Here is a 22,715-nt window from a genome sequence, read left to right on the forward strand (position 1 = left end):
AATTCTTTTTCCTTATACACTATCCTTTGGCTCTCACTCTGTCAATTGTAACTGTCAGTACATTAAGACCTAAGAGATTCTGGTAGTCAACTTCATCTGCAAGTCTCATGACCATTCTGATCCCAATATTCCTGGTAGGATCATCCGGTTTTATCTGTTCTTTCATACTCACAGGGTCAAAGGCCGGGCAATCGTCCTTGATTCGCAATAGTATCTTTTCGTTTTTATTTACAATTCTGGCATCAAGATAATGCTTTTTATTATCACTTGTAAAGCCATGCTCTATTACGTTTCTGGCCATTTCTTCAAGACTCAGGGCAGAATATAGAGAAGCTTTTCTATCATAGCCATGGGCTTTGCAGAACTCATTAACCTGTTCTGATGTTCTTGCCACATCTTCCATACTACTAATATTGACAACAAGTCTGTCGTCATCACTTACTCCAAAATCCTTTTCGAATAAAAGCCATTCATCTATGTTACGGGGAATATGGCGGAAATGTATGATAGCATAAACCGGGTAGACAAGTGCAGATATTATTATTCCTATAGGCGTAGCAAGCCATACACCAAAAACACCAAGGAATGGAGCAAGAATAAGTGCAGGAAATACTACAGATCCAAATCCATCAATAAATGAGAACACATTTACGCATATATTTTTACCCATTGCCTGAAGATAATTCGTTTCAACCTGCACTACCTGTATGAGCGGAATAGAGATACCATATATTACAAAGTACTGATACGCAAGTTTATATACATTCGAAGTAGGATCGGCAAAAAATAGCCTGACTACAAACCCGGAGCTTGCAATGACAATTACTGCTATCACGAGAGTAAATAAAAGTGCCTTGGTCATTCCAATCTTAATAAGCTCTTTTATCGAATCCCTGTCTTCTTCGCCTACATGAACACTTCCGAGCATTCTTACAACCGATCCGCCGCCAAGGCAAAGAGCTATAAAAAGCCCTCCCACCATACTAAGAGATGACTTGGCAGACAAACCGTCCTGTCCTGCTACGCTTAATAATAATCTGTTGAGCACGACATCCCTCATAGCAAGGCAAAAGACAAGGAGAGCTCCCGGAAAGCCTATCTTGACCATATTAAGAGTATCGCTCCAGCGGGCCTTCATGAAGCTATATTTAAGCTGTGATTTCCCACCAAGGTAATAAGATACAAGAATAAAGAAATATATCCAGTTACATATTGCAGTTGAAAGGGCAAGTCCAAACAGTCCCAGTTTAAATACTGCTACAAACGTTATATTCAGCAGGATATTGCAAATTATCATAGTTGCAACTCCTGCATAATTTCTTTTACTCTGCCTCTCAAGCTGCAAAAATGTGCCCAGCTGCTGAGCCATCATTTGAGGAAATATGCCAATAGCATAACCGTAAATGTATGGGATAAGGATTCCTTTAAGATGTTCATCAGCTCCGCAAAATGTAGCCACAGCTCCGGGAAATATCAGCAGAATAGCCGCAGAAAGCACACTTATGATAGTTGTTAAAGTAAGGTTGAGAGAAAAGACGCCTGATGTTTTATCTACATCGCCGCTTCCTATATATCTTCCGCTAAGGACAGAGCTTCCACCCAAAAGAACGGATCCAGTCGCATTTAGAATTGAAACAACAACAAAGAAAATACCAATTACGCCAACAGAAACTGCATCTATAAACTGTCCGGCTACAACGCCATCAACAATTGAGTTAATAGAACCCATGGCCACGATCATTATCTGAACCGGCAAAAGCTTAAAGAAAAGAACACTACTCATCGATGTATTTTTTCTCATATTTGTTCTCCATTTTTACGAAAACACTTTATCATTTTAATGATAACATGCACCCATAAAACTATAATTAAGCTTTTGTAAAGTTTCTATTCATAGTATCCTGCTCCCAAAGCCGATGGCACGAGCTTTATTCCCGCAAGAACAATCAAAAAATAAGCAAGCAGTGATTGGCTTAAGTTACAGCTTCGGAATATAGTAATATTTATCACGACTTTAGAAGGTTAAGAGAGGATTATTAGGGTATGAAAAGAAAATGTTTATTAGCCGGTATTTTGGCTGCCACTCTTTTAGTTGGATGCGGCGCGCCAAATACGGCAAACGCTCAAAGCGGGGGTTCTGATATCACTTCTGCAGAGAGTAGTGAAAATTCCGGGATGGCTGAGGCTTCAGCTGAAGGGGGCAGTTTAAGTGAAGCAGTATCAGATGCTTCAGAAGAAGCTTCTGCCGAGGCTCTTGCAGAAGCTGTTTACGATCAGGCATTAAAAGATTTATGTTCTGATTACTTTACTCTGGGTGTAGGAATTAACGGAAGTGATCTGTTTAATCAGTGTCTCAACATTCCTGAGTATATGGAACTTTCCAAAAAGCACTTTAACAGCGTTACTATGTCAAATCTTATGAAGAGCTGCTATATTCTGGATCAGTTCGGCTCTCAGGAAAATCTCAAGAATGGCAACAATGAGCCTGCTCTTTCTTTTGACTCCATTGACCCAACCCTTAAATGGTGTCAGGAAAACGGCATGAAGATGCGTGGCCACACTCTCGTATGGCACACACAGGCTCCTGAGTGGTTCTTCCGCGAGGGATACACAGATGACGGAGCTTATGTAGATAAAAAGACTATGCTTGCCAGAATGGAAAGCTATATCAAACAGCTCATGACTCATGTTCAGGACGAATATCCCGGAGTTATCTATTGCTGGGATGTAGTTAACGAAGCAGTTGATCCTGAAAGTGCTGATCCTGACAGCTACTTTAAATGCAGAACCAAATGCGGAGATGCTCCAAATCCATGGTTTGAAACAATTGGACAGGACTATGTAGAAATGGCATTTACTTATGCCAGAAAATACAGTGCTGATGATGTTCTTCTCTTCTACAACGATTACAACACCTATCAGGCTCCCAAGACTGAAGGCATCTACAATCTGTGCAGCCATCTTAAAGAAAAAGGTCTTATCGATGGCATCGGAATGCAGGGCTATTGGGGAATTACATATCCATCAATCGATGAGATAAAAAGAGCTATGACCAAATTTTCAGAGCTTGATGTTCAGATCCATGTAACAGAGCTTTCTATCGGCGTCGATGAAGAAACTGATGCTCAGTTCGAGAAACAGGCAAATGCCTATGCCAAAGTCTTCCAGATGTTCCATGATATGGATACTGAGGCAGGCGGACCGGCAAATATCACAAATGTTACAGTATTTGGTCTTGTAGATCACTACCGCGAAGGCGACCAGACCAACACTCGTCTCTTTGATAAAAACTACGAACCAAAGCCAGCATTTAAAAAGGTTTACGAAGTAATGGAAAACTATAAGTAAGAATTATGTCCATATGGAAATCACACTGCAAACAAGCACTGCACATTTCCATATGGACATCTTATTATACTACTTCTACATTTCTTGTTGCTATAACATCTACGCCTGTTCCGGCTACATCCCTGATCAGCACATCACCTATATGCGCAGGAGCTATAACTCTGGCAGCATCAATGTCTTTCATGACATCAAAGATCTTACTCTTTGGAATATCACTAGCAGTCTTGCACGACACTCTCTCCTTGTCACCGCCTGTGATCTTAACCGTACTAGTAACAATACGTGTAGGATTAACTACTTCTTTTCTGGCATATATATCACCCTTGGGGCATGTATTTCCTGTAACTTCTGTCACTTCGCCATTTTCCATACTGACAGTAAGCTGGCATCCCATGGGGCAGCCTATACATGTGAGTTCTCTCTTCTCCATATCTGTCTCCTTATGATCATTAACATCATTCCTGTTCAATTTTGATGGTAATCTTCTTAATTTCCTTATGCTCCTGCAACTGGCTCTTTCTCAGAATGATCTGTTCCATCTCACCGGGAGCAAGGATTCTCTTCTGATTATGCATTACTCTTTCATCATCGAAATAGACGCTGACAAAAGAATTCTTGTAAACATCACCGACACGGAACCTGACTGTCAGAAGATCGTCCATTCTATCTACGTTTATAGAACTTGGAACCGTGTATCTGGCGCCCTGTGTCGCAGTAACTTCTATGACTGAAGCTCCCTTATCATCCTTGCAGCCATCATTTATGTATTTAACAGCATTCTGGCCTGCTCTCTTTGCTTCCTCAGAAACATAGTCAACAAGATCATGAACGTGAAGGACATTACCACAGGCAAATACTCCGGGAATATTAGTTTCAAGGGACTCGTTAACTACAGGGCCTGAAGTTATAGGACTCATCTCAACTCCTGCTGCCCTTGAAAGTTCATTCTCAGGAATAAGTCCGCAGGAAAGAAGAAGTGTATCACAAGTATATCTTTCTTCTGTTCCGGGGATAGGCTTTCTGTCTGGGCCAACCTCAGCGATAGTAACAGCTGTCACATGCTCTTTTCCCTCAATATCAACTACTGTATGTGAGAGCTTAAGAGGAATTCCGTAGTCATCAAGACACTGAACGATGTTTCTCTTAAGACCGCCTGAGTAAGGCATGAGCTCTGCCACAACCTTGACCTTAGCTCCCTCAAGTGTCATTCTGCGTGCCATGATAAGTCCGATATCACCGGATCCAAGGATAACTACTTCTCTACCTGGCATGTAGCCTTCGATATTTACAAGTCTCTGAGCTGTACCAGCTGAGAAGATACCTGCCGGTCTGTAGCCAGGAATGTTCAGGGCTCCACGAGGTCTCTCTCTGCATCCCATTGCAAGGATAACAGCCTTGGCAGGAATCTGGAACATACCATCTTCTCTGTTCATGGCTGTCACAGTCTTATCTTCTGCAATGTCCATAACCATTGTATTAAGCTTGTATTCGATACCAAGGTCCAGAACCTGCTTGATAAATCTGTAAGCATACTCAGGACCTGTGAGCTCTTCTTTGAAGGTGTGAAGGCCGAAACCATTGTGAATGCACTGATTAAGAATACCTCCAAGTTCATGGTCTCTTTCAAGGATAAGGATGCTGTCATTTCCAGCTTCCTTTGCGGCAACTGCTGCCGCAAGGCCTGCAGGACCACCACCAACTATAACTATATCGTATGTCTTCATGATCCTTATACCTCCCCTTTAGTTCTCTCGATGACGATATTTGACTTACCGCCACTCTTTGTTATTTCCTCATAAGAAAGCCCAAGCTCTCTGTTTAATATCTCCATTGTCCTTGGTGAGCAGAAGCCTGCCTGACATCTGCCCATTCCGGCTCTGGTTCTTCGCTTGACTCCATCAAGCGACCTTGCCCCCAAAGGTCTATGAATGGCATCCAGAATTTCGCCTTCTGTGATTGATTCACATCTACAGACGATAGTTCCATATGCAGGATTTTCTTTGATAAGAGCATTCATCTCTTCAACTGATAGTCCCTCTGTTCTGGTGATACCCTTTCTGGTCCCTATCCAGTTATCTTTTTCTGTAAGGTTCATCTTGTCACGGAGCATATTGCCAACCATCTCACCGATAGCAGGTGATGCAGAAAGGCCGGGTGATTCAATTCCCGCAACATCTATAAAGCAAGGTGCATCCTTAACTTCCTCAATTACAAACTCATGTTTTTCAAGATGTGCACGTAATCCTGCAAAAGAGGTAATGACGTTTCGCATAGGAAGATTTCTCACGTTCTCTGATGCCTTGGCTGTAAGAGCATCGATTCCTTCTGCAGTTGTAGCTGTTCCCTCTTTATTCTCTATATCAATTGCTGTAGGTCCAACGAGAAGATTTCCGTGTACAGTAGGCGTAACAAGTACTCCCTTACCATATTTAGTCGGCTGAGGGAAAATAGTGTGTGACACATATCCTCCAACCTGCTTATCAAGGAGGCAATAGTCTCCACGTCTTTCTATAATATGCATCTTGTCTGCACTTACCATGTTGTGGATCTTGTCAGCATACACACCGGCTGCGTTTACGACATATTTAGACACATATTCTCCATTATTGGTCCTAAGGTGCCAGAAGCCATCCTCGCCTTTCCTGATATCTTCAACTCTTGTGTTAAATCTGAAATCCACTCCGTTGACATTGGCATTTTCTGCCATAGCGATAGTCAGCTCAAATGGGCAGATGATTCCGCCTGTAGGAGCAAAAAGAGCTCCTTCAACATTCTCGGAAAGATTTGGCTCCATCTCAAGCGCCTCTTCTCTGCTCAAGATCTTAAGACCCTTAACACCATTTTTAACTCCTCTGTCATATAAAGTCTTAAGGCCATCAAGTTCTTCCTTGTGGATGCAGACAACCATCGATCCGTTTCTCTTAAACGGGATATCAAGATCTCTTGCCAGATCATCCATCATCTCATTTCCGCGAACATTAAGTTTAGCCATAAGCGAGCCTTCATCAGCATCAAAGCCCGCATGAACAATGGCTGAATTTGCCTTTGATGTTCCTTCGCATACATCTTCACACTTTTCAAGAACACATACGCTGGCCTTATAACGTGAAAGCTGTCTTGCAATCGCACATCCGGAAACGCCGGCACCAATTACAATTACGTCAAACATAATAATCTCCTCTTTTCCCTAATACTTATCTTTTTGCTATAATTTTTCAATTATATAAACTGACCTTTTCAAAACTGCTCAGACTTCCTTGGCCCATCCTCTGGTTGATGCTACAGCCTGCTGCCATCCCTTAAGCTCTTTTTCTCTCTCCTCAGAAGACATCTGAGAAGCAAAAGTTTTCTCTATTGACCAGTTGCTGCATACATCATCCCTGTCCTTCCAGAAGCCAACCGCATAGCCGGCAAGATAGGCTGCACCAAGAGCGGTAGTTTCAACACAGCTTGGTCTGATAACATTAGTATTTATGATGTCTGACTGGAACTGCATCAGGAAGTTATTCTTGGAAGCTCCGCCATCTACTCGAAGTGAAGTGATCTTCTTACCTGTATCGAGCTCCATAGCATGAAGAACATCATAGGTTTGGAACGCCAGAGACTCCAGTGTTGCTCTTATTATGTGGTATTTGTTGACGCCGCGTGTAAGGCCAACAATAGCTCCTCTTGCATATGGATCCCAATATGGAGCGCCAAGTCCTGTAAATGCCGGAACCACGTAGCAGCCGTTTGTATCATTAACTCTTGTTGCAAAATACTCTGAGTCCGGAGCTGAATCTATTACCCTCAGTTCATCTCTGAGCCACTGAATTGCTGCTCCTGCCACATATACTGAGCCTTCAAGAGCATATGTAACCTTACCTTCAATTCCCCATGCGATTGTTGTAAGAAGGTCATTCTTGGAATAAATTGGCTTATCGCCTGTATTCATCAGCATGAAACAGCCTGTTCCATAGGTATTCTTGGCATCACCCTCATTAAAACAGGTCTGTCCAAAAAGAGCTGCCTGCTGATCTCCCGCAGCACCTGCGATCTTGATAGGTCCTCCAAAGAACTCCGGATCTGTCTCACCATAAACACCGCTTGAAGGCTTAACTTCAGGAAGAATACTCATTGGGATATCCAATAGGTCACACAATTCCTTATCCCACTCAAGGGTATTGATATTGAACAAAAGAGTTCTCGAAGCATTGGAATAATCAGTAACATGAACCTTTCCCTTAGTCAGCTTGTAAATAAGCCATGAATCAACAGTTCCAAAGCACAGCTCTCCATTTTCTGCCTTTTCTCTGGCTCCCTCTACATTATCAAGTATCCATCTGATCTTGGTTCCGGAGAAATAAGGATCAAATTTAAGGCCTGTTTTTTGCTGGAAAAGCTCCACAATTCCGGGAGTCTCTTTTTTCATCTTCTCTGCAAAATCAGAAGTTCTGCGGCACTGCCATACGATTGCATGTGAAATCGGCTGACCTGTCTTTCTGTCCCACATAATAACTGTTTCACGCTGATTGGTAATTCCAATAGCCGCAATGTCTTCACTCTTTGCATCAACTTTGGCCATAGCCTCGCGGGCTACAGACAGCTGAGTCTGCCAGATTTCGCTTGCATCATGCTCAACCCATCCCGGCTGAGGAAATATCTGTGTGAACTCCTTCTGGGCGATACTGAGCATCTCTCCCTTTTCGTTAAAAAGTATGCACCTGTTGCTTGTTGTGCCTGAATCCAGTGCCATTACATATTTCGCCATACCTATACTCCTTTGTTTAAATCATTATGTCTAAATGGTATTTATAGTCCCCACACTTCTTCATTGGTAGAAGAAATGGCAATCGCCCCTGCATCAAGGGCGTTCATAACATCTTCCTTATCTGAGATAAGTCCCCCGGCTATAATCGGAACTCTGCTGACCTTGTTGATCTTCCTGATCATCTTGGGTGTAACAATTCCGGGAAGAAACTCGATACAATCCGGCTTAACGCCTGATGTCCTTGACTGTTTCTCAATATTTGTAAGTGCCATGCTGTCCAAAATAAAATATCTCAGGACAGTGCTAAGTCCCAGCTCCTTGGCATGGGGAATGAGATTGCTTTTGGTAGTAATGATCCCATCTGCCTGCGTGTTGTTCTTGATGAAGTCTACGCAAACATCTCTTGAATTATTAAGTCCTGTTATCAGATCTATGTGGACCATTGCCACTTTGCCTGCGGCTTTAATCTCGTCAACTATCTCTGAAATTGTACAGACATCTCCGTATAACACGAAGATGATCTCTACATCCTCTCCAAGTGCTGTCTCAAGTCCCTCATGGTCCTTAACCGCTGCTATTATTGGTGTTTGTTCTATCCTTGATATAAATTCTCTGTTATCCATGTAAGTCTCTCAAAAATATGGCATAAAAAAATGAGCGCAAGAAATAAGAAGAGGTCCTCCCTCTTTCTTACCCTTTGCTCTCATCTCTAAGGTTCATAATTAAAAATCTATCCATGAATCTATAATAGACTTTTAAGATACAAAACGCAACATGTTATAAAACGTTTCCTGATTTTTTGATATTCTTTGTGAAATATGCATAATTTCAGGTGCCGATTTTGTAAATTATAACTATTTGTATTTTTTATTCAGATACTCTGCTGTCCATAAACTTATCGATCACTTTATAGATTTCCATATTAGGATCATCAACCATCTTAACTTCTGTATCAAGCTGCAATAGCTTATCCTGACTTTCTGTTCTCTTTTCCCAGGCAGGAAGAAGCTCTGAAGTCGGCTCTCCAAAGTCATCTAAAAGAAATCCGTTTGGATCTCCTGTGTATGCAAAGTTGACCCAATAGCTCTGCATTATCTCAGAAAGCCTGTAGTCATCTTCATCATAAAGTCCCGGATGTCTCCAAAGGTTTCCATAGGCATATGGAAGCTCACCGGCATGGTAATTAGACAAAATATCATTTGTCTTGGTGAAATAATACTCATAGGCCGGTCTCTCCTGCTTGATCATGTAGTTGTTCCATACATAGTGCGAATAGCTAAACCACATAGCGCTGTATGCAACATTAAGAGCACCCTTGGCTTCACCACCTGCATCGATAATAAACTTCTGATCTCTCTGGGGAAGTGTTGGAGGAACAACCTTTGCGAGTTCCTCGGCATACCCCGGTAAGTCTTCTGCAAGAAGATCAGCATAGTTATCAATTGTAGCTTCTGTATTTAAAAGAAATGCATCTGCCTCTTTTGCGTTAAATCCGTTTAGAAGAGCCTGCTCATGATTCTCACCTTTTTCATATGTAAGGTAAGGCTGCTCAGTAATAGCATATCCATCTATAGTCATAGAAGAATTCTGTGTTTTAGCCTTAACAAGTTCAGAAGCCGGTATATTTCTAAGTTCTTCTGAAGAAGTTACTCCGAACTCTTCTCTTACATTATTACCGGCTGTAATTGCGTCCTCAAAATATCTGAAAGTATGGAAAGGCTCTTTTGGCACGATACCGCTTGACTCTGCTATGGCATATCTAAACAGGCCTTTTGTAAGGGGAGAAACGCAAAGAGCATTTACACTTGAAGCACCTGCCGACTCTCCGGCTATAGTGATCTTGTTTTTATCTCCTCCAAAGTACTCGACGTTGTCATATACCCACTTAAGAGCTGCAATCTGATCAAGAAGGCCATAATCACCGGTAGTTCCGTTAGGAGATTCTGCCGCAAGATCTTCAGCTGCATAATATCCAAAGACATTTAATCTGTATGCAAAGTCAACGAACACCACGCCTTTTTTGGCAAGTGTCTCTCCTCTGTATTCAGTGTATGAGGGGTCTCCTGTAGTAAGAGATCCTCCATGAACATAGAAGATAACAGGAAGAAGTTCATCCCTTTCTTTTTCGGGAGTAAAAACATTGAGATACAGGCAGTCTTCACTCATATCCTCAATATACTCATCACCAAACTTGACCTGATAATCATGCCATCCAAGGATGTGTGAAAGAGAGTCAAACCAGACAGAACCTCTTGACTGCATAGCCATTGGTCCAAAATGATCAAAGGTCTTAACTCCCTCCCAGTTTTCAGGAGCCTGAGGTTCCTTGAACCTAAGCTCTCCTACCGGCGCCTTGGCATAAGGAATACCGGCATATACTCTGACTGAATGGTCTTCATTGTATACTCCCGTAAGTTGTCCCTGAGGAATTGTCATAACCTCTGTAACATCAGGATTTTTGTTTGCTACAGCAGGAACTCTCTTGATTGGCGGACTTGTGATCACATAGTTTAAAACAAGTACCGCTGCAAAAATCACAAATGCAGGCCAAAGCTTGTCTGCACCCTTTTTCTTTTTATAAAATACGCTTCTATATACAAGCATAGCAATAGTAGCTAATATTCCGATACTCCAGCCAACTATCAGGTTTTTGGACAGCTCTAGAAAAGCTATATATAAAGCTCCTATAAGTATTATGCATATATAGTATAAGACCACTTTCTCTACCTCCTTGTAAAATTGCGCAAATGACACCAGTCAAGCAGCAATTCATATATCATCCTATTGTTCCAACATAAAACAACTGTGCTAGTACATTGTTATACCACTAATTTAGATTGTGTGCAATTTTTTTTTGCCAGGTTTTGTATTTGACTCTTCTGATCTATTTAAGTATCTCTATAAATATATAACGCTCATTCGACATTATTTGTTATATAATTATGATATAGGAGTCAAAAGTCATAAAGCAAAAACATAGCTATCACATAACAAATTCGGAAGGAGAATAACATGTCACTTGGAAGAGAAGACCTCATTCATTCACTGGCCAAATCTATGGGAATGGGCGATGCCCAAAAAGCTAAATATACAGCCGGTAAATATAATGCTGACACAGGAAGCATCTTCAGTAACGGTCACGTGATCAATAAGCAGACTATAGAACAGTCACGACTTTATTTTCTCAACCAGTATCGTAAGCTTGCCAGTAAGGACGATGAAGGTGCCAAGGATCTTGCCGCCATCTATGAAGTTGCTTTTGAAGCAATAAATATGATGGTTGAAAGCGGAAAGCCTGATTCTCCTCAATAATTTCGGCGAAATAACTTATATCATAAACGTATCATAAACAAAAAGTCATCGGTATCCCCGATGACTTTATTCATGTTGTGTGCTCCAACCCTGTGTTTAACTGATTCCCGGCTTACTCTCCCACTGCTTCATAAGCAGTATAATAGGTCTCTATTCTGTCGAATTTATAATAGGCATCTCCCTTTATTGCAGCGCTGCTTCCCGGTTCTATGCATACTTCCCCGGAATTTTGAGGTATCATCCAGATACAATCAACAAGCTCATCCCCATCAAAAAACAGAACATAGGCATCAACCTTAGCCTTCTTTTTACTTGTGTTCATCGCTGTTACAAATGCTGAATTCTCTACCACTTCCCCCAGCACCGTAACCTCATCATATAGATTATCTTCATAAGGTTCTCTCTTTGAAATAAGAAATTCATACATGGCAGGGAGCTTCCTTCCAAGCTCGTCTTTATCAAAGCGGCCCTCAAATACAAATTTCTCACCATCTTTGACTACTTCAACCGTCTTATTTGACGTGGCAAGTTCATTTCCTTCTTCATCCCTTGCTGTAAAAAGACATTCAAATCTGCAGTCATTTCCTGTCTTATTCTGAAGAACCAGGACCGGATTACAGTTGTGATCGTCCTCGCGAAAATACTGTCCGAGAATAAGTGTTCCTATAGGAAGCCCTCCATAGGATGGCATATCATCATCCGAGGCGCCTTTTTTATCAGCTCCATAGTCATTTCCACTGGATTCATCCAAGCTGTCTATACTCTCAAAAATGCTCTCAGGATCAAGCTCTTTGGATATCTTATTTTTCTCTTTTGAAGTCTTTTGTCCATCATCTGATGCCTTGTCAAAAGAGCTCTCTCTTACGCTCTCATCTATTTTGGCGCCATCATCATCAAGGACAACGCCATCGGAAATATAGTACATATCGCTTGAAGCTTTCACAGTTGCTGCTATTTCCTGGTCTTTTCCTTTTGAATAAAGTCCTGACATATCAAACCCAAGCCTTGAGTAATTATCGTAGATTATCTGAGTGAGCATACCAAGTTTCTCAGGCTTCTCGTAAGGAAGGCCTATTCCGTAACTGTTAAGATACATTACAAGCGGTAACAGAATCCCTGCCAAAGAAATTGCAAGTGGCCTTGTCGTTCTAATTGACTGTTCTTCCTTCAAGTTAAGAATATTCAGAACAAAGGCAATCAGTGATGGTATTATTCCTACAAAACCAAAGGAAGTGATCAGACCCAGTATAGAAATAATCAGAGCAATTGTCGTTATATGCATGAAATTCCCTCTCATTTTCTGTGCATATTTTACAAAAATTGTTTCACTATAAATGTCAATACTTGTATCTATATTTTTTTGTAATACAATATATTGTAGTTAAGAAATGATTTTTATTTCGTATGTATTTGTTTTGAGGAGGGTGTAGATTATGAGTAATGTTGCCGATATTGGGGCTCTTGATTCAAGGGTTATTCGCAACATCCTTCGCTCCATGACCAACGAACACTGGTCAGTTGCAGAGGCATTGGATGAGTACGATATTCCGGAAGAACTTCGTAGTGAGTATGAAGCTCAGATTGAAGAATGCTTCGTAGACTGACATAGCAGTCTATAATATTTGACATTACATGGCCGCTTTATTAAGCGGCCTTTTTAATGCCATGATCAACTATCTCAGAAGATCCATTCCAACATCGTAGACCTTTCCCTCGCAGGCATCAATGAGCCATTTCGCCATAGTGATACCATTTTCCGTAAAAAGCAGAAAATGCGGTTCTCTCACACTTGTGTGAACAGTTCCACCCATTGTTATAAGTGGTATCTTCCAGTCATTTATGAACATGCCAAACTGTGGAGTTATATCCTTGAGCTCTTTTACCATAGTCTGAAGCTGTTTATAATACTCTAGCTGAACATCCTGATCAGTCTTGTACTTCTTGTTGATTATGTCGTTATAATAGGCACTTAGCAGATAATCATATATTGAGCTCGAATACAGATATCTGAACCTGTCTCCATATCTGGCATAGAGATCTTTATACCAGTCCAACGTGATATTGTCCCCATGGATAGCCTTCCAGGTTGAATCCTTAGTCATCCAGATATTCCTGGCAGTCTTGCGCCAGTTCTTGTATAGCAGCAATCCGCTATCAGAGAAAAGAGTTATATTTCTGGCCTTGGGATAATAATCATCAACAATCTCACCGGCAAGAGCAGGTACAGCAAAGGCACCGGCGGAATTACCGGCTATCAGCAATGTTCCGGGATTAGGGAAAAGAGATTTAGAAACCTTCATACTCTCAAGGAAATTGACGTATCCGTGAAAATGAAGGACATTATCCTGACCATCTTCTCCAACATAGGGATAATCATTATTGCCAACATGGAAATCCCCTGTTGCATAAGTTATGACCACAAAGCTCCAATCCCTGAAGGGGTTTTTATCCGTGAATATATCCGTTATTCCCACGTTTATATTCATGATCTGGGTAAATGGCCTTAGATTATTCCAGTAGTAGTTAGGAAGGCCTGCCGCTACTTTTCCGCCTGTAACAGGTCTGGCGGCAGTATACTCGTTGTAGGCAACTCCCCCTCCTGATAAAAAGACGCAGAGCTTGTCCGGATCTGCAATTTTAACATATATATGATACTCGGAGCCGTCTCCTGAAAGTCCTCTTTCAAGAGGAACCTTATACCAGGTCATCTTCTCAGGTTTATCAGGAAGGTCTTCCGCCTTAAAAGAGCTCTCTTCAATGGCTTTGCCAATCTTGTTCTCAACAAAGTCTCCAACCTTGGACGCAAAGACAATGCCTTTTTTGAAGTTGTTTTTATTGATTCTGTCTTTAAGACTCATTCTAATCAGTTCCCGCATTCAGAAATAATGGCCAGATCACATATTGAACATCTTCTCAGATGCCCTCTTTAGGTCTCTGAACCTGAAAATAACAAGTCCTGCTATCAGTATCATGTAGATCATGATCACGATAACCGCAGGCCAGGTAAAGAAATTACGGCCCATCTTGATAAATACAATCTGTAAGAGTGCCATTACAAGATCCAGTACCAGATACAGAATATACTCATCAAGCCTTAATTTGAGTACTTTGGCTGTTATGACAGTGGCTATCGCAAGCCCCAAAAGCGTGCTTGGAACCATCCACATTACGCTCCAGCCATGGTAGCCGGTATGAAAATCAACATACACGTCAACTACAATTGCAACGATCACCTCAAAGGTTATGACCTTAATAAGATTGTTTCTCAGATACAGGGTAGTCACAAATGTGATCCACGCAACCAATAGTCCCAGCATAGTAATTCCTATAAAAGGATACTTATTATCCGTCTGATAATTTACTGTTCCAAAAACAATCTCAGAAGCAATAAAAATAAAAGTAGCAAGTTTAAACAAGGTAATGCTACTAACCTTTTTCTTTTTCAAGGTAGGAAATGGAGCCTCCGGCTCGCCATCCACCTGTTTAAGCTGTCCCTGGCATAACGGACAGCAGGCCTTACGCCCTCTTATCTGTACTTTACATTTAGGACAATACTGCATCACTTACTCCTTGTCGTAATCATTAGTTCCAATTTCTACTTCCAGCCCCATTTCTGTAAGGCATCTAAAGAAATTCAGCATACTCTTATGCGTCTTGTAAGGCGAGCACTCCCCAAAAGAGAGTCTGTCCTTGTAGGAGCATACTGTAACCTGCTGGCTTGCAGCAGTCATGAAAGCACTAAAGCCCTCGATATAATCTGCCACTTCTTCAGGCATCTTGATCTGTCCAAGATTGGACATTGAACTTGTAACGCCCTTCTTGGCGGCTCTGTCGAAATAGCCTATTCCAATATCCTTGATAGGAAGTGGGATCATCTTGATTCCTATGTTGTGTTCAAGAGCAGCGTAAGAATTCATAGTCTTCTCGATGTTTTCCTGAGAGAGCTTCTCCTTGAAATCCTTATCAACCTGACTGATGATACTGCTCATCTGTCCGTCATAGTTTGCAGGGTCATAATCGATATTTATAACTCCAAAAAAGTTTCTGCTGGTACCTGATTTAAAATACTGCCTGAGATTAACAGGAACACTTACAACAATATGCTTTTTGCTCTGAGCCCTGTTCATTCCCTGAATTATAGCCTTGATGTACACAGCAACACACATAACACCTACTGTTGTATTATGCTCATGCGCGATATCAAGGAACTTTTTGGCTGATACAGTTCCTTCTATCAGATGTGGCAAAAGATTGTCATCTATCTCACCACCTATCTGGTACGCCTTTACTGAACGCATCTCCTTGAGCTGCTTTAAGCCCTTTTGCTTACTGTAAAAATCAGTAAAGGCATCAACATTTTTTTCCTCAATAGAGAACTCATCTGAAGGTTTAATGTCTGCATCTATGTTGTGCTTGATAACAAGATATCTGGTAATGAGATTCTTGAAAAACATAAACGCACCTGTACCATCTGCAAGAACATGGAACATCTCCAGGTTGATCCTGTTATTGTAGTAGTTTACTCTGTACAAGAGGTTCTTACGTCCCGGAATGTACAGAGGAAGGCACGCGGGAGTGTTTTCCTCTTCAACTGTTTCTCTAAGATCGCTGTCCTCTAAGTAGTACCAGAAAAGTCCCCTTCTTAGCACGCAGTTAAATAGAGGAAATTCCTCGATAATCTCATCAAGCGCCTGCTGCAAAATGTCCTCGTCAACCTGCTCTGTCAGCTGGCACGTAAGTCTGAACACTCTGGTATTTGCACCCTTTGCAGTTGATGGTACTATCTTGGCTGCGTTATCAAGCTTGTACCAATTGTTACTTTTTTCCATCTAATCATGATTCCTTTTTAACATTTTCTAGTCGCTCAGTCACAACATCCATCGACCCTCTGCTCATTCTGTAAATAACATCCTCGAGAGTAATGAATTTCTTGTTCCTGATAAATTTAAGATATTTGGGAGTAAATCTCATTTTGATACCCTTGGGTTCAATACCGCTATTAACCTTACTCTGAATAGTGTCGCAGGTATCAGCGGCATCATGAGTCATACTCTTTGAAAGAATGCATAACAGCGTTCCTGCTGTTCTTACAAGCCCTTCAATATTGGGGTCTTCAGCAACATCCAATGACTGTAATGCCCCAACAGACCACCTCTTCAAATTATGATAAATACCATACTCAAGGTCAAGCTCTACAAGTTTCTCATTGGTGTTATCATAGAGCCAGACTTCATTGCCCTTAACAAACATGTCACTTACCTGGAAAAGACCTCCCTCAAACGGGAACTTGATCCCACATGCATCACATCCTGTTAAGAGCACATTAGAGTTGATCTCACTTACTTTGTTTTCCTGTTCAAACTCATCCTCATCTATCGTGAAGTTTGGTTCCTGTATTTCTTCCAGATTAGGAGCTTCATCGGTAGGCTCAACATAGATAGTAGTTTTCTTTTCTTTTACTTCTTCTAGTATTTCGCCGGACTCATCTTTTTTCTCAGAGATTCTTGCCTTCTCCTGATGCCTTATCAGATAAGAACCAAAGCCCGGAGTCTGGACAGTAAATCTGTCAGTTCTACACTCCTCAAACGGCCCTGCTACAGGCTTAATTCCTCTTTTTCTGCCAAAATAGTCCCTGTCAAATACAATCTCAGAACCATCAGGATTTTCAAATCTTGCCTCAGGCTCAAAGGCCACCCCCAATACTTCCGAATTGATCGGGAACGTGATGTTTCTCGGCAGATATTCATAAAGGTTCGTGTGAAGTGTGTATCTTCCATCCTCTTCATCGATATAAAAACTGATCTTATGATCTTTGTCCACGTGACATTTTTCTGTGTCACAAGGCCTTGCACCGTTAAAATAGGCATTACCTGCAAGATATACCGGAAGGTGGTCATAATAATGGTCCTTGGAGCCTTTATCTTTGACAGCACCCTTATAAAAGCCGGAGAAATACTCTGCTGCAGTAGGGAACGCATTATAAGGACATGTGCCGCAGATAAAGTTGTTCTTATCCATAGTATCTGCTTCCCTGGAAACACAGTATTCCAAAAGGTCCTGTCTTACCTTCTTCTGAAGGAAGATATTGTTATAAAATCTTGCATCTCCATGAAGAATTGTCATGAAGCCGGCAATACTCGTAGAATGAGGCACATGATAAGGTGTAAACCTATCAGATGCAAATCTTTTACCACCGTTATCTGTTCCGCTTCCTACATAGGTAAAAGAGCCTGATATCAGATTATGAACAAAGGCTATTCCCTGTGTACTGAGTCTGCAGGCAATATCAGACAATAGCAGGTTATGATCTACTATTGTCGGTCCGTGAGACACCTCGATAAAGATATCCTCTCCAAGCGATAAGCCCGAATCAATAATAGTTCCCTGAGGCGGAACATTATCATGCAGGAAATTCTGAGACACTCTTGTACCCTGAGCTTCCCAGTCAAGCCATATACCTCTTGTGCAGTGGTCAATGTGATTACGTCTGATAATGGTATCTATGGCTGCATGGAGCTTAATTCCACCTATCTCAGCCCCGGCAAGGTTATGCTTGTTGTTAATATGATGAATATGGTTGTCCTCTATGACGCAGAATGCGCCTCCGAGATTTCCAACAATTCCGGCTTGTCCACAGTCATGGATATCGCAGCGTCTGACTATATGAGAGCCAACTGTCTCTTTATCCCAACCGTCATTAACCGCCTGGCAGACAGCGTCCCTCTGGGTCTGCGTTCCATCTTTTACCCATGTCGTAGTCCACTTATTATTATTGCCTTTCTGATAATACTTGCCAAGAGAAATGCCACAGCACTTGGATTCAGCAATATCACAATCTTCAATGATCCATCCCTTGGACCAGCGAGGACTTATCATTCCTTCCTGAACTGCTGTTGGAGGTGCCCATTGAGTCGCAGCACACCTGATGCCAAAGCCTGACACTGTAATATAATTCACGTTATCATATTCAGGGCAAAAACAGGCCTTCCTGACAGATAACTCTACTGATTCAATATTAGGATTCTTGCCCTGGAAATTGGCATAGATTACTGTCTCATCGTTTTCCTGCGCCGTATACCATACATACTCAGTAAAATCCGGATCCCATGACCTCTTATCGGTTGTAGGATGCATACATGCCCCCAGATCAAAAACCTCGTACATGGATTTGCCATTTAAATAGATATCACCTGTATGTGGAGCATTGTCCATAGATGAAAACCAGTCTCCATGCACTGTATCTATGTATGGGTTGTAGCTTCCAAAGAAACTGTTATGAATTCTGATGCGCCAAAGATTTTCAAACTGCTCCCAGCCCTTAAGCTCTTCTGCACCTGTTATAACTGCTTCAGACCTGGACGTAGAGATATAGGTGATCCTCTTATCTTCACATCCGGAATTAACGGGTCTTACCCACTCTCTGTAGATTCCCGGCCCAACAAACACTGTATCGCCTGCCTTAGCCAGCTGCGCAGCTTCTGAAATAGTCTTAAATGGATGGTTTACAGTGCCATCCCCACTTCTAAGTACATTACCTGCTACATATATCTGCATAAATACCCCCTCCATGCTTCGACCTGAGTTTATAATTGACACACATTAAATGTACAATCAGTATTCGCATGTTTGATATCCAATTCAAATAGTACTCACCTTAATTATACCATGTTTGACATCTTGCTTTTATAATAAATGGCGTATAATGTAGTAAATATAAGAATGAATGTAACAGAAACGAACTGTAAGCAAATAAGAAGTAACGAATAAATGATCACAGGTTGGGAGATTTTACTATGGGGAGAATGAAATACATATACGCACTTGCTATTATCGCAGGCTTTATACTTGCAGGTCTTATTGTAAGCGGACTTGGTAAGCTCTTTTAGATAAACATATAAATGAAGGCCGTGAACCCTAAAAATCAGGTTCCGGCCTTATGTTTTTAATCTTATGTTCAGCCTGCATTAAGCTTTTTCTGCTTATAAAGATCTGAATCAGCCCTTGCAACAAATGACTGGATCGGTACAGGTTCTGAATAATCATACTGAGCTATTCCCACGCTCACCGCAAGCGCGTAAGGAAGATTATGCTCAAGTCCTATCTTCCTGACATTACTTCTGATCTGTTCTGCAAGCCAGGTTGCTTCAGCCCTATATCCCATTTCGGCTATAACTACAAATTCATCGCCGCCATATCTTGATACAAAAAATCTATTCCTAGGTCCCTGACAGGCACCCTTAATAGCATCTGCTATGAGAACCAGAGCATTATCGCCTTCTACATGCCCATAGGTATCGTTGATACTCTTAAACTTATCTACATCAATGATCAAAAGAAATAGTGAAAGCCCCGGATCAGGACTCTTCATCTTCTGTGTGAGGTACTTGTACATCTGATTTCTGTTGTTGACCTGAGTAAGAGGGTCAAGGGAAATCAAAGTATCCTGAATTGAAGTGTAAATATAAAAAGCTGCCGCAACAGCGCCATAGCACAAAAACGGTGCTCTCCAATACATTGCCTGCGCAACTCCAAGAACAATCGGCGCGATTGGGAAGAATCCTATCATAAAATAGATATTGCGCTCAGCATATTTGTCCTTATTGAAGGCTCTGGCAAAAGCCTTAACTGAAGCTGCAATCATATATCCAAAAGGAACAATGATAAGTATGACATACAGCTTACCGCCTACCAGAGCTCCATTTTCATCTACGTAATAAACAAGCCCGGTTCTATATGCAGTAACGCACAAGATTGTTGATAGCCATACCGGAATACTCAGTAGCAGCTTGATCGTATTATTCTCTATTGCTTTATTCTTCTGTATGGCTTCCGATAACAGATACCACTGAAATGCAGCAATACTAAGCAGTACATAAGTAAAAATGTTAGACAGATACAATAAGGGCTTGGTCGATGTAACAATTCCTCCATCAACTATTGCCCAGAAAATCTCGGCTCCAAAGTATAACATGAGCACGAAAACAAGATTTCCCAAGTATATCTGTGATAACTGCTTGTTGACGTTTCTATGTATTTTAAAAAGTATGATGCCCATCAAACAAATGCATGCTATCTGGGCCATAACGTAATAAGAGACGTATTCCAAGGTGTTTCCTCCAAAGTGCAATGCAGAAATCATTTTAGCACGATTTTTTTTTGTTGTGACAATGTTTATACTTTCTTTATATATTCTTTATAAATAAAAAACGAAGAGTCCCTGCCCTTCGTTTTATGCTCCATTTGCAATTGCTGATAGCGCTTCAAATTCTGATTCATATACCCCGCCCATCGCTTCTACATCTTCCCACGTATACCATGCTCCGCTTAACTGCACCCCTCTGATGGATATGTCTGTAGCTATTACCATAAAAGGCTTATGATTAACTACAATGTAACATGTCCTGTTAAGTCCAAAGGGAGTCACAAATACATGCCCGGTATCTATCAGATGATTAAGTTGATCCAATGTGTAATTCTTAGATAATGGTAACGTCTTAATCATATTTATCCATTCCTATCTTTTACCCGACCACGTTCTCAAAAAATGGGAAGCTTGACATAATCATCAATTGTTATTGCTCTTGAATAATAAAAACCCTGAAAAGAAGTAGGTCCGTTTTTTCTAAGTATGTCTCTGGAAACTTCATCTTCTATTCCTTCTACAGTTACGTGAAGTCCCATATTTCTGGCGCAGGTAATGATTGCTTCTGCCACTGCCTGCTTGCGCTCATCCTCTTCTATTCCATTAACAAAAGTTCTGTCTATCTTGATTGCCGCTACAGGAAGGAGAAGTATTAATTCAAGCGCAGAAAAGCCGGTTCCAAAATCATCCAGAAATGTATCTATTCCCTGAGATTTAAGGTAAATGATCTCATTTCTAAGAAAACCTTTATCGAGAATTGTGCATCTTTCTGTCAACTCAAGTTTAAGATTCTTAGTTGGAAAATCGAGTTCTCTGACAAGACTTAGTATATCTTTTCTAAAATTAGCTCTTTCCAGCTGCGTGTATGAAATATTTATACTTAGCTTTAGTTCCGGTCTTTTGGGGAGAACGTTTTCTTTCCACTGTTTCATAGCTTGTCTGGCAATCCATAACCCCAGATCATAAAAAAGAGGATCATCTTCAAGCCAGGCTATAAAATCAGCCGGAGATACGTTGCCAAAGGGATCTTTTTTCCATCTGACAAGAGCTTCTGCTCCTCTTAAGGTCTCTTTTTCCGCATCTACAACAGGCTGAAAGACAATTGAAAAACCATCGCAATTATCAATGATACTATTTCTCAGGGCATTTACTATAACAAGTCTTTCATGACTCTTGTCCATGCTGCTGTTACTAAATGCATAGAGTTCTCCATGCTTCTCATACATGGATTCATCAAGTCCCCTGATTCCGTTGGAAAAGACAGTATGCTCATCTACTGCAAAGTTCGTAACTTCAGTACACGATGCGCCGAGCATGATTCCAACATGTGCGCCTTCAACCTCAATCGAAGACCTGGCATATTCCACCAGTTCATTGTATATATTCTCAAGTTCACGTAGCTTAAGATCCGTAGAAACAACAGCAAATTTCGTTCCTCCGGCAGAAAAGACTTCAGAATCATCTATATATTCCAGAAGTTTCTCGGCAAAAGTCTTAAGAACTTTGTTGCCAAACTCATAACCGTACACATTATTGATATCTATAAAGTTATAAAATCCTACAAAAAGAATGTTATATCTCTGTTTGTCTTCCCTATAATCAGCAAGGGTTTCAAGCAGCCTCTCCTTGGTGTATAGATTTGTCACATTGTCATAATCACTTGCTATTCCATGATTGATCATGGTACCGACAAAAAGAATTCTATTGCCGTCATCATCATATATTACCCTGCCCTTACAAGAAACAGTTACATACTCGCCATATTGATTGCGGGCTCTATAAACTAAATCATGGGAATCAGTACGTTCGTTGAAAATATCCTGCATTGACTGCTCATATCTGGCCTTGTCAACAGGATGAACATGTTCTCCCCATATTTCTCCGGCATTAGATACATATTCCGGCGGTAAACCAAACTCTTTCACACATTCCTCAGACCACTTGGATAATCCGGTCCTAAGATCAGTTATGTAGACATAGTGTCCCTTATTTGCATTAGCAAGAACATCAAAAACCTTGCCTAAAAGAGTAATATCTTCCATTATCCTCACCAAAACCAGAATGCCAGTTGCCCTATAAATAAAAATAGCCAAATAGTATATCTTGATTATACTATTCGGCATAATTAGTGTAAATTCGTTTATGTTTATTTAATATTTCACA

18 protein-coding genes are annotated in these 22,715 nt (G+C 41.0%); 3 read left to right on the forward strand and 15 right to left on the reverse strand.

The features are described from left to right. Positions 1-19 precede the first annotated feature (19 nt). The gene (locus BPR_RS08830) at positions 20-1,801 is read right to left on the reverse strand and encodes an MATE family efflux transporter (RefSeq protein ID WP_013281130.1); all 1,782 of its coding nucleotides are present in this window, start codon (positions 1,799-1,801) and stop codon (positions 20-22) included. A 242-nt stretch (positions 1,802-2,043) separates the two neighbouring features. Here BPR_RS08830 and BPR_RS08835 point away from each other — a divergent pair, with 242 nt between their 5' ends. Continuing rightward, a complete protein-coding gene (locus BPR_RS08835) occupies positions 2,044-3,348 on the forward strand; it encodes an endo-1,4-beta-xylanase (RefSeq protein ID WP_013281131.1) in 1,305 nt (434 codons plus the stop codon). 64 nt (positions 3,349-3,412) lie between these two features. Here the strand turns inward: BPR_RS08835 and BPR_RS08840 are convergent, their stop codons facing one another. From BPR_RS08840 to BPR_RS08865, 6 genes are all read right to left on the reverse strand, one after another. Beyond that, positions 3,413-3,778, reverse strand: a complete 366-nt coding sequence (locus BPR_RS08840; protein WP_013281132.1) for a DUF1667 domain-containing protein — start codon at positions 3,776-3,778, stop codon at positions 3,413-3,415. A 25-nt stretch (positions 3,779-3,803) separates the two neighbouring features. Next, the gene (locus BPR_RS08845) at positions 3,804-5,072 is read right to left on the reverse strand and encodes an NAD(P)/FAD-dependent oxidoreductase (RefSeq protein WP_013281133.1); all 1,269 of its coding nucleotides are present in this window, start codon (positions 5,070-5,072) and stop codon (positions 3,804-3,806) included. Between the two features lie 5 nt (positions 5,073-5,077). Beyond that, entirely contained in the window at positions 5,078-6,517 is a 1,440-nt protein-coding gene (locus BPR_RS08850; RefSeq protein WP_013281134.1) for an NAD(P)/FAD-dependent oxidoreductase, read from the reverse strand. A 78-nt stretch (positions 6,518-6,595) separates the two neighbouring features. Then, complete coding sequence (gene glpK, locus BPR_RS08855; RefSeq protein WP_013281135.1) at positions 6,596-8,098, reverse strand: glycerol kinase GlpK; 1,503 nt, start codon at positions 8,096-8,098, stop codon at positions 6,596-6,598. 41 nt (positions 8,099-8,139) lie between these two features. Then, the gene (locus tag BPR_RS08860; protein WP_013281136.1) at positions 8,140-8,721 is read right to left on the reverse strand and encodes a glycerol-3-phosphate responsive antiterminator; all 582 of its coding nucleotides are present in this window, start codon (positions 8,719-8,721) and stop codon (positions 8,140-8,142) included. Positions 8,722-8,965: 244 nt separating this feature from the next. Continuing rightward, on the reverse strand, positions 8,966-10,816 hold the full coding sequence (locus tag BPR_RS08865) for a carboxylesterase/lipase family protein (RefSeq protein WP_013281137.1): 1,851 nt from the start codon (positions 10,814-10,816) through the stop codon (positions 8,966-8,968). Between the two features lie 294 nt (positions 10,817-11,110). Between BPR_RS08865 and BPR_RS08870 the strand changes: the two genes are divergently transcribed. Then, on the forward strand, positions 11,111-11,410 hold the full coding sequence (locus BPR_RS08870; protein ID WP_013281138.1) for a hypothetical protein: 300 nt from the start codon (positions 11,111-11,113) through the stop codon (positions 11,408-11,410). A gap of 112 nt (positions 11,411-11,522) precedes the next feature. On the opposite strand, the gene BPR_RS08875 is transcribed toward BPR_RS08870, so the two are convergent. Beyond that, positions 11,523-12,692, reverse strand: a complete 1,170-nt coding sequence (locus BPR_RS08875; RefSeq protein ID WP_042256826.1) for a hypothetical protein — start codon at positions 12,690-12,692, stop codon at positions 11,523-11,525. Positions 12,693-12,843: 151 nt separating this feature from the next. Here BPR_RS08875 and BPR_RS20730 point away from each other — a divergent pair, with 151 nt between their 5' ends. Next, positions 12,844-13,014 carry a hypothetical protein gene (locus BPR_RS20730; protein WP_013281140.1) on the forward strand — a complete coding sequence of 57 codons (171 nt, stop codon included), beginning with the start codon at positions 12,844-12,846 and terminating at the stop codon, positions 13,012-13,014. Between the two features lie 69 nt (positions 13,015-13,083). Here the strand turns inward: BPR_RS20730 and BPR_RS08880 are convergent, their stop codons facing one another. The 7 genes from BPR_RS08880 to BPR_RS08910 all read right to left on the reverse strand — a co-directional run bounded on the left by BPR_RS08880 (position 13,084) and on the right by BPR_RS08910 (position 22,675). Next, a complete protein-coding gene (locus BPR_RS08880) occupies positions 13,084-14,268 on the reverse strand; it encodes a pectin acetylesterase-family hydrolase (protein WP_013281141.1) in 1,185 nt (394 codons plus the stop codon). Between the two features lie 36 nt (positions 14,269-14,304). Beyond that, positions 14,305-14,970 carry a DUF6320 domain-containing protein gene (locus tag BPR_RS08885; RefSeq protein ID WP_013281142.1) on the reverse strand — a complete coding sequence of 222 codons (666 nt, stop codon included), beginning with the start codon at positions 14,968-14,970 and terminating at the stop codon, positions 14,305-14,307. 3 nt (positions 14,971-14,973) lie between these two features. After that, positions 14,974-16,239 (reverse strand): hypothetical protein, encoded by a 1,266-nt coding sequence (locus BPR_RS08890; protein ID WP_013281143.1) that lies wholly within the window; start codon positions 16,237-16,239, stop codon positions 14,974-14,976. Positions 16,240-16,243: 4 nt separating this feature from the next. Then, complete coding sequence (locus BPR_RS08895; protein WP_013281144.1) at positions 16,244-18,964, reverse strand: right-handed parallel beta-helix repeat-containing protein; 2,721 nt, start codon at positions 18,962-18,964, stop codon at positions 16,244-16,246. A gap of 400 nt (positions 18,965-19,364) precedes the next feature. Then, a complete protein-coding gene (locus tag BPR_RS08900; RefSeq protein ID WP_167531159.1) occupies positions 19,365-20,516 on the reverse strand; it encodes a GGDEF domain-containing protein in 1,152 nt (383 codons plus the stop codon). 123 nt (positions 20,517-20,639) lie between these two features. Then, complete coding sequence (locus BPR_RS08905; protein ID WP_026661959.1) at positions 20,640-20,912, reverse strand: hypothetical protein; 273 nt, start codon at positions 20,910-20,912, stop codon at positions 20,640-20,642. A 35-nt stretch (positions 20,913-20,947) separates the two neighbouring features. Continuing rightward, positions 20,948-22,675: an EAL domain-containing protein gene (locus tag BPR_RS08910; RefSeq protein WP_013281147.1), complete on the reverse strand. Its 1,728-nt coding sequence runs from the start codon at positions 22,673-22,675 to the stop codon at positions 20,948-20,950. Between the last annotated feature and the right edge of the window lie 40 nt (positions 22,676-22,715).

Origin of the sequence: Butyrivibrio proteoclasticus B316 (genome assembly GCF_000145035.1) — a bacterium.
GTDB classification, from domain to species: Bacteria; Bacillota; Clostridia; order Lachnospirales; family Lachnospiraceae; genus Butyrivibrio; species Butyrivibrio proteoclasticus.

Bases quoted from the DNA above. Each gene is read 5' to 3' on its own strand.
- BPR_RS08905 (WP_026661959.1), bottom strand. From the start codon at position 20,912: ATGATTAAGACGTTACCATTATCTAAGAATTACACATTGGATCAACTT.
- BPR_RS08840 (WP_013281132.1), bottom strand. From the start codon at position 3,778: ATGGAGAAGAGAGAACTCACATGTATAGGCTGCCCCATGGGATGCCAG.
- BPR_RS08830 (WP_013281130.1), bottom strand. From the start codon at position 1,801: ATGAGAAAAAATACATCGATGAGTAGTGTTCTTTTCTTTAAGCTTTTG.
- BPR_RS08910 (WP_013281147.1), bottom strand. From the start codon at position 22,675: ATGCCGAATAGTATAATCAAGATATACTATTTGGCTATTTTTATTTAT.
- BPR_RS08895 (WP_013281144.1), bottom strand. From the start codon at position 18,964: ATGCAGATATATGTAGCAGGTAATGTACTTAGAAGTGGGGATGGCACT.
- BPR_RS08875 (WP_042256826.1), bottom strand. From the start codon at position 12,692: ATGCATATAACGACAATTGCTCTGATTATTTCTATACTGGGTCTGATC.
- BPR_RS08845 (WP_013281133.1), bottom strand. From the start codon at position 5,072: ATGAAGACATACGATATAGTTATAGTTGGTGGTGGTCCTGCAGGCCTT.
- BPR_RS08885 (WP_013281142.1), bottom strand. From the start codon at position 14,970: ATGCAGTATTGTCCTAAATGTAAAGTACAGATAAGAGGGCGTAAGGCC.
- glpK (WP_013281135.1), bottom strand. From the start codon at position 8,098: ATGGCGAAATATGTAATGGCACTGGATTCAGGCACAACAAGCAACAGG.
- BPR_RS08890 (WP_013281143.1), bottom strand. From the start codon at position 16,239: ATGGAAAAAAGTAACAATTGGTACAAGCTTGATAACGCAGCCAAGATA.
- BPR_RS08860 (WP_013281136.1), bottom strand. From the start codon at position 8,721: ATGGATAACAGAGAATTTATATCAAGGATAGAACAAACACCAATAATA.
- BPR_RS20730 (WP_013281140.1), top strand. From the start codon at position 12,844: ATGAGTAATGTTGCCGATATTGGGGCTCTTGATTCAAGGGTTATTCGC.
- BPR_RS08850 (WP_013281134.1), bottom strand. From the start codon at position 6,517: ATGTTTGACGTAATTGTAATTGGTGCCGGCGTTTCCGGATGTGCGATT.
- BPR_RS08870 (WP_013281138.1), top strand. From the start codon at position 11,111: ATGTCACTTGGAAGAGAAGACCTCATTCATTCACTGGCCAAATCTATG.
- BPR_RS08880 (WP_013281141.1), bottom strand. From the start codon at position 14,268: ATGAGTCTTAAAGACAGAATCAATAAAAACAACTTCAAAAAAGGCATT.
- BPR_RS08835 (WP_013281131.1), top strand. From the start codon at position 2,044: ATGAAAAGAAAATGTTTATTAGCCGGTATTTTGGCTGCCACTCTTTTA.